This is a genomic window from Microbacterium sp. STF-2 (assembly GCF_034650155.1).
GTDB classification, from domain to species: Bacteria; Actinomycetota; Actinomycetes; order Actinomycetales; family Microbacteriaceae; genus Microbacterium; species Microbacterium maritypicum_A.
The window spans coordinates 1,149,271-1,161,570 of record NZ_JARKMW010000001.1 but is presented as its reverse complement, the minus strand read 5'-3'; the positions used below and the strand labels follow the sequence as shown (position 1 = coordinate 1,161,570).

The window sequence follows — 12,300 nt, the reverse complement described above, 5'->3', positions numbered from 1 at the left end:
CTTGTTCGGCGGGGCGGGGTTTGTTAGGTTACTGTCCTAACAAACCCCTTCGGGAGGAGCCGACCGGCTGCCTCCCAGGGCCCAGGAACCCCACCTCCGGGGTTCTGCTCCATCCGGAGCGATCCCTCCTGCAGTGCAGCACCGAGAGGAAACAAGAGAAATGATCCGTAACGGAAGGCGCAAGATTGCGCTCACCGCGATTGCCGGAGCATCCGTCCTCGCCCTGGGCCTCACGGCCTGTGGTGGCGGCAGCGACAGCGGCAACGCGGATGGCGACCGGGCCCTGCGTGTCTGGGCCGGCAGTCAGACCCCGATCGCCGCGAACTACAACCCGTTCGCACCGACAGTGCTTCATGGCGCGCTCGGACCGATCTACGAACCGCTGTTCTTCTACAACAAGACCGCGGACTCCGAGCCGGTCGGTCTGATCGGCGACTCGTTCGAGTACAACGAGGACGGCACGGTCATCACCGTGACCATCAAGCCCGACCTCAAGTGGAGCGACGGCGAGCCGCTCACGGCCAAGGACGTGGCGTTCTCGTTCAACTACGAGGCCAACAACCCCGAAGGCAACGGTCTGGTCTCCGCCGAGGCCACCGACGACACGACCGCCGTCCTGACCTACTCGTCCGCGCAGTACACCACGGAATTCCAGCGGATGGGGTCGAGCTACATCCTCCCCGAGCACGTGTGGAAAGACGTCAAGGACTTCGCCAACTTCACGAACGAGGACCCCGTCGGATCCGGCCCCTACGTCGTCGACAAGACCACGAGCGAGTCCTACACGCTGGTGGCCAACGAGAACTACCGTGATGCCGACAAGCTCGGCATCAAGAAGGTCCAGTACATCGCGGTCGACAACAACCAGACCGCTCAGGATCTGCTCGCCGCCGGCAAGCTCGACTGGACCGGCATGTTCATCCCGAACCCGGACGACGTGACCGGCAACGGCAAGATCGACTGGATCAACACGCCCCAGGACCCGACGGTTCTCTACACCTGCTCGAACGCCGACCTCGGCTGCACCGGTCCGCAGACCGACGTCGCCGTGCGTCAGGCGCTCAACGTCGCGATCGACCGCTCCACCATCAAGGACAAGGCGTTCGTCGGGCTGACGGGCGACATCTCTCCCGCGTTCACTCTGCTGCCGCGCGACGAGAAGTGGCTCGCCGATCCGGCCAACGAGGTCAGCCCGCAGGAGGCGAACGCCGCCGAGGCTGGTTCGATCCTCGAGGCCGCCGGCTACACCAAGGGCTCCAGCGGCATCTACGAGAAGGGTGGCGTGCCGCTCGAGCTCACGCTCACCTCGGTCGACGGGTGGACCGACTACAACGACGCCGCGAAGCTGATCGCCGAGCAGGCAGAGGCGGCCGGCATCAAGATCACGGCATCGACCGTGCAGTGGCAGGAGTTCTCCGACTCCCGTCAGGGTGGCGACTTCCAGCTGATCATGGGTGGTGTGATCGGCACGTCCGTCGCCGACCCGTTCCAGATCTACCGCGACTGGTTCGGCGGCACCGCCGTCGAGTCGACGAGCCCCGTCGGCACGGAGGTCCCGGCAGGCCGTTGGAACTTCAGCCGTTACAGCAACCCGGTCGTCGACACCGCGATCCAGTCGGCGATCAGCACGAACGACGAGGCGACGAAGAAGGAGCTGTACGCGACGATTCAGACCGAGATCGTCCGTGACCTGCCCTACATCCCGCTCGTGATCAACGCGACGCAGACCTTCTACAACACGAAGGACTACACGGGCTGGCCGACCGAGGAAGACCTCTACGCCTTCCCGCCGTCCTGGGGTGCGATCGCGGCAGGCTACGTGCTGACGCAGCTGCAGCCGGTCAAGTAGTAAAGGAGTCGGGGAAGAGGGAAGTCAGGAAAACAGTGACATGAAGTTCTATGCACGAAGAATCGGGTTCTACGCGTTCACGCTCTGGGCCGCGATCTCCATCAACTTCCTTCTTCCCCGGCTCATGCCGGGGAACCCGGCCGACATCATGATCGCCAAGATGCAGCGAGCAGGCGGTGAGGTCTCCGAGACCGCCATCCGCAACATCAAGCTCCTGCTCGGCGGCGACGATTCCTCTCTCTGGGAGCAGTATCTGTCCTACTGGGGACGCATGTTCCAGGGCGATCTCGGAGTATCGGTCACCAAGTTCCCCACTCCGGTGACGGAGCTCATCGCCGGTGCGCTTCCCTGGACGCTCGTCCTGGTCGGCACCGCGACCGTCATCTCCTTCGTCCTCGGCGTCGTGCTCGGCGCCTGGGCCGGATGGAAGCGAGGCACCTGGGTCGACCACCTGATCCCCGTCACGACTGTGCTCCAGTCGATCCCGTACTTCTGGTTGGCGCTGATCCTCGTCTCGGTGTTCGCGGTCGGTCTCGGCTGGTTCCCGATCTTCGGCGGGTACGACGTCTTCGACTACCCGGACGGCCCCGAGCCGACCTGGGCGTTCTTCACCGACGCCGTCGCGCACGCGATCCTGCCCGCTATCACGATCGTGATCAGCTCGGTCGGCGGGTGGATGTTCGGCATGCGCAACATGATGGTCTCCACGCTCGCCGAGGACTACGTGCTGACGGCGGAGGCGAAGGGTCTCCGGCCCCGTCGCGTGCTCACCACCTACGCGGCCCGCAATGCGGCGATCCCCTCGATCGCGGGCTTCTCGATCACGCTCGGTTTCGTGGTCGCCGGCTCGATCGTGATGGAGCAGGTGTTCACCTACCCCGGAATCGGCAAGCTGATGTTCCAGGCCGTGACCAACAACGACTACGCGCTGATGCAGGGACTGTTCCTCGTCATCACCCTGACGGTGCTCGCCGCCAACTTCATCATGGACCTCGTCTATGGCTTCATCGACCCGAGGGCTCGCCAGAATGTCTGACACGAAGAACCCGCTCCTGACGCAGGAGCCACCCGTCACCGCCCCGGCCAGCACGGTCTCGCTCGCCACGCAGCAGGGGCGCAAGCGTCGTCGCATCCTTCCCAGCACTTCGCCGAAGTTCATCGTCGGCGTGATCCTGGTCGCGGCCATCGTGCTGTTCGCGATCATCGCGCCGATCTTCTCGCAGGACCCGCGCAGCACGGCGAACCCTGCGCTCCAGCCGCCCTCCGCGGAACACTGGCTCGGCACCACCAAGCTCGGCAACGACATGTTCGCGCAACTGGCGATCGGCGCTCAGGGGTCCCTGCTCATCGGTGTGACCGCCGGCGGCATCGCGATCGTGCTGTCGTTGTTCTTCGGCGTTCTGGCCGGATATCTGGGCGGCTGGCGCGAAGACGGTCTCGCACTCCTCACGAACGTGATGATCGTGATCCCCGGGCTTCCGCTGGTGATGGTCATAGCCTCGTTCGTGCCGCAGCGCAGTTGGCAGCTCGTCGCGTTCGTGCTCGGCATCACCTCCTGGGCCGGGGCGGCATATGTGCTCCGGCTCCAGACACGATCGCTCCGTACGCGTGACTACGTCTATGCGTCGAAGGTCGCAGGGGAGCGGTCGTTCCGCGTGATCCTGGTCGAGATCATGCCCAATCTCCTGCCGCTGCTCACGGCCCAGTTCCTCTTCGCGATCATCTTCGCGATCCTCGGAGAGGCCGGCCTGTCCTACCTCGGTCTCGGCCCCAACTCCTCGATCACGTGGGGATCGATCCTCAACGACGCGCAGTCGGGGCAGGCCCTCGGACGCGGAGCCTGGTGGTGGTTCGTCCCTCCGGGGCTCATGATCGCGATTCTCGGCGCCGGCCTGTCGCTCATCAACTTCGCGATCGACGAGGTCATCAATCCGAAGCTGCGCAATGCGCCCGAAGCCGCGCGGCGTGTGCGCAAGGCCGCCAAGACCAAGGGAGTCACCGCATGAGCGAGCCGGTCCTGACGGCGCGGAACGTGTCGATCGAGTATGAGGTGGATCCGCCGGTGAAGGCCGTGCGGGATGTGTCGCTGACGTTGAACCGGGGCGAGATCCTGGGGTTGGCAGGGGAGTCGGGCTGCGGGAAGACGACCCTGGCCTACGGCATGAACCGTCTGCTCAAGGCTCCGGCTCTGATGACGGGCGGGGAGATCGTGTTCCATGACCGGGATGGTCATGACATCGACATCGTGGGACTGGACGGCGAGGGTCTGCGCGCGTTCCGGTGGGACAAGATCTCGATGGTGTTCCAGGGGGCGATGAACTCGTTGAACCCGGTGATCAGTGTCAAGGCACAGATCTTCGACATCTTCGACACGCACCGGCCCGGGATGAGCAAGAAGGCGAAGACCGCGCGGGCGGAGGAACTGCTGACGCTCGTCGGCGTGGACCCCAACCGCCTGTCGAGTTTCCCGCATGAGCTGTCGGGTGGCATGCGGCAGCGCATGATGATCGCGATGGCTCTGGCTCTCGATCCGCAGGTGATGATCATGGACGAGCCGACCACGGCGCTGGACGTGGTCGTGCAGCGGGGCATCATCCGGGAGATCATGCGGCTGCGGGAGAAGCTCGGATTCGCGGTGATCTTCATCACGCATGATCTGCCGATGCTGATCGAGATCAGTGATCGGATCGCGATCATGTTGCAGGGGCAGATCGTCGAGGAGGGAACGGCGGAGGAGATCTACCGGACTCCGCAGCACGAGTACACGAAGCGGTTGCTGTCGAGCTTCCCGTCGCTCAAGGGCGAGCGGGGCGACTTCGTCCGCACCGGTGTGAGCCAGGAGGGCGTCCGATGACCACGAGCATCACGAGCTCCACCGCGGCCGTGCCGCAGGTGGCGACGTTGGAGGCGCGGAATCTGGTGAAGGATTTCCACCTGCGGTCGGGATTCAAGACCAGCATCCTCCATGCGGTGAAGGACGTGTCGTTCACCATCGAGGCGGGCAAGACGGTCGCCCTGGTGGGGGAGTCGGGGTCGGGGAAGTCGACGATCGCCCGGATGCTGATGAAGCTGGAGACGCCCACCAGCGGCGAGATCCTGTTGGACGGGAAGGCGTCCGGGGCTCGGGGGCGCGCGTTGGAGCGGTACCGCGCGGACGTGCAGATGGTGTTCCAGGACCCGTTCGCGTCGTTGAACCCGTTCCACACGATCGTTCATCATCTGGAGCGGCCGATCCGTCTGCACCACCCGGAGCTGTCGCGGGCGCAGGTGCGGGAGCGCGCGGTGGAGTTGCTGGAGCGGGTGCGTCTGACCCCAGGGGAGAGTTTCGCGGAGCGGCGCCCGCACGAGCTCTCGGGCGGGCAGCGACAGCGTGTCGCGATCGCGCGGGCTCTCGCCCCGGGCGCCCGGTTCATCGTCGCCGACGAGCCGGTCTCGATGCTGGACGTGTCGATCCGGCTGGGGGTGTTGAACCTTCTCGCAGATCTGCAGCGCGAGGAGAACCTGGGTGTGCTGTACATCACACACGACCTGGCCACGGCGAGGCACTTCTCGGATGAGATCATGGTGCTCTACAAGGGTGACGTCGTCGAGCGCGGCCCCGCGGACGAGGTCATCCTCAACCCGCAGCACGAATACACCAGGACGCTCCTCGGTGCCGCACCAGAACCCGACAACCTCGGCCGCCTGCGCGACGAGGTGCGGGCCGAACTCGGCATCACCCGCTGACGGCCGGCGCTCCGCCTTCGAATCGCGTGAATGGTCGCGTCCGACCCCCGAACGGACCAATCGCGCGATTCGAACGCGCTTCCGGAGAATCCGGCACCGAGGATCCGACCGGCTAGACTGGACCCACAATTGAAGACAGGCCGAATGAACCACGCGGGAGAGCCCCGGCGAACGCAGCCGGGCACCGAAGGAGCAAGCCTCCCCGCCAATCTCTCAGGTACGCGTACCGCGCGGTTCCGGCCACTCTGAAAAGCGATCCGGCGACTCTGCGGATCCGCCGACGGTGAAAGCCCCGCCTCCGTGCACGGGTGAAGCTCTCAGGCCCATGACAGAGGGGGAGTTCCGAGGAACGACGATGCCGCCGTTCCGCCCGACACAGCCCGGGAGAACTCCATGTCCGACCCCCGCTACACCCCGCTGCGCGCACGCCATGAGGCGCTCGGCGCATCGTTCACCGACTTCGGCGGCTGGCAGATGCCGGTGCGGTACACCTCCGACCTCGCCGAACACCACGCCGTGCGCCAGAGCGCGGGCATCTTCGACATCTCGCACATGGCCGAGTTCACGGTCCAGGGCAGCGGGTCCGCCGATTTCCTCGACAACGCCCTGGCCGGCCGCCTCTCGGCGCTGGCCGTCGGGAAGGCGAAGTACTCGCTCCTGCTCGCCGAGTCCGGCGGGATCATCGACGACGTGATCGTCTATCGCCTCGAGGGCGACGACTTCCTCATCATCTCCAACGCGGGCAACCGCGACGCCGTCTCCGCTGCTCTTCGCGATCGCACCGACGGCTTCGACGTCGTGGTGCAGGACGTCTCCGACGACTATGCACTCATCGCCGTGCAGGGACCGAACGCCGAGGCCATCCTCGCCGAGACCCCGGGCATCACCGACGTCAGCATTCCCTGGACCGAGCAGAAGTACTACGCCTGGGCGTCCGCGAACTACGACGGCGTGCCCGTCCTCCTCGCGCGCACCGGTTACACCGGCGAGGACGGCTTCGAGCTTCTGGTCGCCGCCGACCGCGCCGCGTCGCTCTGGGATGCGCTCCTCGCCGCGGGCGCACCGCACGGCCTCGTCCCCGCCGGACTCGCCGCGCGCGACACCCTGCGGCTCGAGGCGGGTATGCCCCTGTACGGCCACGAGCTGAGCCTCGACACCCGGCCGGCGCAGGCGGGCCTTGGTCGGGTCGTCGTGAGCGCGAAGAAGCAGTTCGTCGGCAAGGCCGCTCTCTCCGCCGCTGCGGAGTCGGCCGACGCATCGGAAGCGCCGGTCCTGGTCGGACTCGTCGCCGAGGGCAAGCGCGCCGGTCGCGCCGGCTACGCCGTGGTCGACGAACACCGGTCGGTGCTCGGTGAGATCACGAGCGGCGCGCTCAGCCCCACGCTCGGTCATCCGATCGCGATGGCCTACGTGACCCCGTCTTCCGCGGAAGAGGGAACCGCAGTATTCCTTGATGTGCGGGGAACCAGAATCCCCGCGACCGTGACCGCCCTGCCTTTCTACCGGAGGACCAAATGACCGATCTCGCCGCACTCCACTACACCGAAGAGCACGAGTGGATCGCCGCTGACGGCGACACCGTGACCATCGGGATCACCGACTACGCCGCCGAGAAGCTGGGCGACGTCGTGTTCGTCGAGCTCCCCGCAGTCGGCACCGAGGTCACCGCAGGAGCGGTCGTCGGCGAGATCGAATCGACGAAGTCGGTCGGCGAGCTCTATGCTCCCGTCTCGGGCACGGTCGTCGAGATCAACGACGCAGCGGTGGATGACCCGTCGCTCGTCAACGCGGCGCCGTTCGAGGGCGGATGGCTGCTCAAGGTCACCGTCGCCGCCGGTGCTCTCGACGGTCTGCTCGACCGCGACGCCTATGTCGCTCTCACGGAGGGCTGATTCTCCAGTGGTCACTTTCGCCGATCGTCACATCGGACCCACGGATGCCGCGCAGCGCACGATGCTCGCCGCCCTCGGTCTCGACACCACCGCAGCCGACTCTGCGCTGAGTCCGGTAGAGGCGCTCATGCGCCAGGCCGTGCCGGCGTCGATCTACACCGGTCCGTCTGCCGAGGCCACGGATGCGCCCTCGCTCATCCCGTCCGCGGCGAGCGAGACCGAGGCTCTCGCCGAGCTCCGGACGCTCGCGTCGCGCAACACCGTGAACCGCCCGATGATCGGCTTGGGATACTACGGCACCATCACGCCGCAGGTGATCCAGCGCAACGTGCTGGAGAACCCCTCCTGGTACACGGCGTACACGCCGTACCAGCCGGAGATCTCCCAGGGGCGTCTGGAGGCGCTCATCAACTTCCAGACGATGGTCGCCGAGCTCACCGGGCTGACCACGGCCAACGCGTCGATGCTCGACGAGTCGACCGCGGTCGTCGAGGCGATGCTGCTCGCCCGTCGTGCCTCGAAGTCGGCGTCGACCGTGTTCGCGGTCGACGCCGATGCCCTCCCGCAGACGAGGGCGATGCTCGACACGCGTGCTGAGGCCCTGGGCATCGAGATCGTCACGGTCGATTTCGCCGCTGGCGAGGAGCTGCCGGCCGACCTGTTCGGTGTGTTCGTCCAGTACCCCGGGGCATCCGGACGGGTCTGGGACCCGTCCGCCGTCTTCGACGCCGCGCACCTCTCCGGTGCTCTCGCCGTCGCGGCGGCGGATCTGCTCGCACTCACCCTGATCGCCTCGCCCGGATCCCTCGGCGCCGACGTGGCGGTCGGCACGACCCAGCGCTTCGGCGTGCCGATGGGCTTCGGCGGGCCGCACGCCGGCTACATGGCGGTCCGCTCCGGCCTCGAGCGTCAGCTGCCCGGTCGACTCGTGGGAGTGTCGGTGGATGCCGACGGCAAGCCCGCGTACCGGCTCTCGCTGCAGACGCGCGAACAGCACATCCGTCGCGAGAAGGCGACGTCGAACATCTGCACCGCCCAGGTGCTGCTGGCCGTCATGGCATCGATGTACGCGGTGTACCACGGCCCAGACGGGCTGCGCGAGATCGCGACCCAGACGACCGCGAAGGCCGCCCTGTTGCGTGACTGGCTGGTCGATTCCGGTGCCGAAGTCGTGCACGCGGAGTTCTTCGACACCGTGCAGGTGCGTGTTCCCGGTCGGGCGGCCGAGTACGCCGCGCAGGCGCACGACGGCTACGGCATCCTGCTGCACGTCGCCGACGCCGACACGGTCGGCATCGCGGTCGACGAGACCACGACTCTCGGCGAGCTGCACCAGGTCGCCATGGTCTTCGGCGGCAAGAACGAGCGGGCGTTCGGTCTCTTCGGCAACGACAAGCTGCGGGCGCTCCCGAACGACTTGCGGCGTCAGGACGAGTACCTCACGCACCCGGTCTTCCACTCGCATCGCTCGGAGACCGCCATGATGCGGTATCTGAAGAGCCTCTCCGACCGCGACTACGCGCTCGATCGCGGCATGATCCCCTTGGGGTCGTGCACCATGAAGCTCAACGCCGCGACCGAGATGGCCGCCATCACGTGGCCCGAGTTCGCGGGCATCCACCCGTTCGCTCCGGCCGCCGATGTGCAGGGCTACCTCGAGCTCATCGGTCAGCTCGAGGGCTGGCTCGCCGAGGTCACCGGCTACGACGCGGTCTCGTTGCAGCCGAACGCCGGCTCGCAGGGCGAGCTGGCTGGTCTCCTCGCCATCCGCGGGTACCACCACGCGAACGGCGACACGCATCGCACGGTCTGCCTCATCCCGTCGTCGGCACACGGCACGAATGCGGCTTCGGCCGTGCTCGCCGGCATGAAGGTCGTCGTCGTCGCGACGGACGAACTCGGCAACGTCGATCTCGACGACCTGCGCGCGAAGATCGCCCAGCACGCCGACGAGTTGTCGGCCCTGATGATCACCTACCCCTCCACGCACGGTGTGTACGAGGAGCAGGTCGTGGAGATCACGGCCGCCGTGCACGACGCCGGTGGGCAGGTGTACGTCGACGGCGCCAACCTCAACGCCCTGCTCGGCTATGCGCGCTTCGGTGACCTGGGCGGCGACGTCTCGCATCTCAACCTGCACAAGACGTTCGCGATCCCGCACGGCGGCGGCGGCCCCGGCATCGGGCCGGTCGCGGCGAAGTCGCACCTCGCACCGTTCCTGCCTTCGCACCCCCTCGCGCAGAGCGCGGAGCACTTCGGCGGGTTCACGTTCGAGGGCGGTGTGATCTCCGCAGCTCCCTACGGGTCCGCGGGTATCCTGCCGATCTCGTGGGCGTACGTGCGCATGATGGGCGCCGACGGGCTGCGTCGCGCCACGGCAGCGGCCGTGCTCTCGGCGAACTACATCGCGGAGCGCCTCGGCAGCCACTTCCCGGTGCTGTACACCGGCGAGAACGGTCGGGTGGCGCACGAGTGCATCCTCGATCTGCGTCCGCTCAAGGAAGCGACCGGCATCACGGTCGACGACGTCGCCAAGCGCCTCATCGACTACGGCTTCCACGCGCCGACCATGTCGTTCCCCGTCGCGGGAACCCTGATGGTCGAGCCGACGGAGTCGGAGGACCTCGACGAGATCGAGCGCTTCATCGAAGCGATGATCATGATCAAGGCCGAAGCGGAGGCCGTCGCTGCCGGTCGCTGGCCGGCCGATGACAACCCGCTGGTGCACGCGCCGCACACCGCGGTCTCGCTCATCGCGGGGGAGTGGAACCACGCGTACTCGCGCGAGGACGCCGCCTACCCGGTGCATGCGCTGGTCACCGGAAAGTACTGGCCGCCCGTGCGCCGCATCGACCAGGCCTACGGCGACCGCAACCTGGTGTGCGCCTGCCCGCCCGTGGAGGCCTTCGCCTGAGCCTCGTGCTCATCCGAGCAGACGGTGTCGCGCTTCCGTGTGGAGCGCGGCACCGTCTTCTGTTTCGTGGTGTTTCCCCGGTGTTACAGATGGTCACCACTCAGTAACAGTTCGTTAGCTGAGGGCGGCTGCGACAGAGGCGCGGGTTACTCTCAGGTATCCCTGCGTGCTCGACGATGCGCACGCAGAACCCCGAATGTCCACAGGAGGACACAAAGTGAAGCGCAACAAGATCGCCCTTGCGGGCACCGCGTTGTTCGTGATCGGCGCGCTGGCGCTGGCGGGCTGCGCCAGCGGTGGCGGAAACGACTCGAAGGGCGACGCCGGCGGCAACGTCGACGCGGACGCTATCATCACGACGAACGGATCCGAGCCGGAGAACCCGCTCATCCCGACCAACACCAACGAGGTCGGTGGCGGAAAGATCCTCGACGAGATCTTCGCTGGGCTCATCTACTACGACGCCGACGGCAAGCCGGTCAACGACGTGGCTGAGGAGATCACCACCGAGGACCCCCAGCACCTCACCGTCAAGCTCAAGAAGGGCGAGACCTTCACCGACGGTGAAGAGGTCACTGCAGACAACTTCATCAAGGCGTGGAACGAGGGTGCGAAGGCCTCGAACAAGCACCTCTCCAGCTATTTCTTCGAGGACATCGAGGGCTTCAGCTACGACGAGGACTCCGAGCTCACCGGCCTGCAGCAGGTGGATGACTACACCTTCACCATCGCGCTGAACAAGCCTGCGTCTGACTTTGCTCTGCGCCTGGGCTACTCGGCTTTCTACCCGCTGCCCGACGTCGCTTTCGAGGACATGGCCGCCTTCGGTGAGAACCCGATCGGCAACGGACCCTACAAGCTCGACGGCGACAACGCCTGGCAGCACGACGTGCAGATCGACCTCGTCCGCAACGACGACTACGACGGTGGACGCAAGGCTGCCAACGGCGGCCTCACCATCAACTTCTACGCGACGCAGGAGGCTGCATACGCCGATCTGCTCGGCGGAGAGGTCGACGTCATCGACGCGATCCCGGCAGCATCCCTGCCGACCTTCCAGGATGAGCTGGGTGACCGCGCGGTGAACCAGCCGTCGGCTGTGTTCCAGTCGTTCACGATCGGCCAGTTCCTCCCGCACTTCTCCGGTGAAGAGGGCATTCTGCGTCGTCAGGCGATCTCCATGGCGATCGACCGCGAGCAGGTCACCGAGAAGATCTTCTCCGGAACCCGTACCCCGGCTGTCGACTTCACGTCGCCGGTCATCGACGGCTGGTCCGACAGCGTTCCCGGCAACGAGGTCCTCAAGTTCAACGCCGAGAAGGCGAAGGAACTGTGGGCCGAGGCCGACAAGATCTCGCCGTGGGAGGGCACCTTCCAGATCGCCTACAACTCCGACGGTGGACACCAGGAGTGGGTCGACGCGGTGACCAACCAGATCAAGAACACCCTCGGCATCGACGCCTCTGGCGCTCCGTACCCGACGTTCGCGGTCATCCGTGAAGAGGTCAACAACCGCTCGATCAAGACGGCAGCCCGTTCGGGTTGGCAGGCGGACTACCCGGGTCTGTACAACTTCCTGGGCCCGCTCTACGCCACGAACGCCGGATCCAACGACGGCGACTACTCGAACCCCGAGTTCGACAAGCTGATCGCCGCCGGCATCAGCAACCCCGACTCGGCAGCGCAGATCGAGGACTTCACCAAGGCGCAGGAGGTTCTGTTCAACGACCTTCCCGCGATCCCGCTGTGGTACTCGAACGTCACCGGTGGATTCAGCGAGAACGTCGACAACGTCACGTTCGGCTGGAACTCGGTGCCGCTGTACTACGAGATCACGAAGGCCGCCAAGTAGGTCGGACTGAACTGATCCCTGTGAGGCGGTGACGGCAACGTCACCGCCTCACAGGGCTGTTCTCGTT

Annotated in this window: 9 protein-coding genes and 1 riboswitch; all 9 genes read left to right on the top strand. The window is 66.3% G+C overall.

What is annotated here, in order from left to right:
- Window positions 1-160 precede the first annotated feature (160 nt).
- Window positions 161-1,849, top strand: a complete 1,689-nt coding sequence (locus MicroSTF_RS05510) for an ABC transporter substrate-binding protein (RefSeq protein WP_029260355.1) — start codon at window positions 161-163, stop codon at window positions 1,847-1,849.
- A gap of 40 nt (window positions 1,850-1,889) precedes the next feature.
- Window positions 1,890-2,885, top strand: a complete 996-nt coding sequence (locus MicroSTF_RS05505; RefSeq protein ID WP_021199587.1) for an ABC transporter permease — start codon at window positions 1,890-1,892, stop codon at window positions 2,883-2,885.
- Window positions 2,878-3,855 carry an ABC transporter permease gene (locus MicroSTF_RS05500; protein WP_021199588.1) on the top strand — a complete coding sequence of 326 codons (978 nt, stop codon included), beginning with the start codon at window positions 2,878-2,880 and terminating at the stop codon, window positions 3,853-3,855. The genes MicroSTF_RS05505 and MicroSTF_RS05500 overlap by 8 nt, the downstream gene beginning before the upstream one ends.
- On the top strand, window positions 3,852-4,703 hold the full coding sequence (locus MicroSTF_RS05495) for an ABC transporter ATP-binding protein (RefSeq protein WP_021199589.1): 852 nt from the start codon (window positions 3,852-3,854) through the stop codon (window positions 4,701-4,703). The genes MicroSTF_RS05500 and MicroSTF_RS05495 overlap by 4 nt, the downstream gene beginning before the upstream one ends.
- Window positions 4,700-5,575, top strand: coding sequence for an ABC transporter ATP-binding protein (locus MicroSTF_RS05490; protein ID WP_051667994.1), 876 nt, complete (start codon window positions 4,700-4,702; stop codon window positions 5,573-5,575). Before MicroSTF_RS05495 ends, MicroSTF_RS05490 begins: the two co-directional genes overlap by 4 nt.
- Window positions 5,576-5,719: 144 nt before the next feature.
- Window positions 5,720-5,814, top strand: a riboswitch (glycine riboswitch).
- Between the two features lie 154 nt (window positions 5,815-5,968).
- On the top strand, window positions 5,969-7,093 hold the full coding sequence (gene gcvT / locus MicroSTF_RS05485) for a glycine cleavage system aminomethyltransferase GcvT (protein ID WP_322954135.1): 1,125 nt from the start codon (window positions 5,969-5,971) through the stop codon (window positions 7,091-7,093).
- A complete protein-coding gene (gcvH, locus tag MicroSTF_RS05480) occupies window positions 7,090-7,467 on the top strand; it encodes a glycine cleavage system protein GcvH (RefSeq protein WP_021199592.1) in 378 nt (125 codons plus the stop codon). The genes gcvT and gcvH overlap by 4 nt, the downstream gene beginning before the upstream one ends.
- Window positions 7,445-10,381 (top strand): aminomethyl-transferring glycine dehydrogenase, encoded by a 2,937-nt coding sequence (gene gcvP, locus MicroSTF_RS05475; RefSeq protein WP_315069309.1) that lies wholly within the window; start codon window positions 7,445-7,447, stop codon window positions 10,379-10,381. Before gcvH ends, gcvP begins: the two co-directional genes overlap by 23 nt.
- A 217-nt stretch (window positions 10,382-10,598) precedes the next feature.
- Complete coding sequence (locus MicroSTF_RS05470; protein ID WP_136025414.1) at window positions 10,599-12,233, top strand: peptide ABC transporter substrate-binding protein; 1,635 nt, start codon at window positions 10,599-10,601, stop codon at window positions 12,231-12,233.
- Window positions 12,234-12,300: the final 67 nt, after the last annotated feature.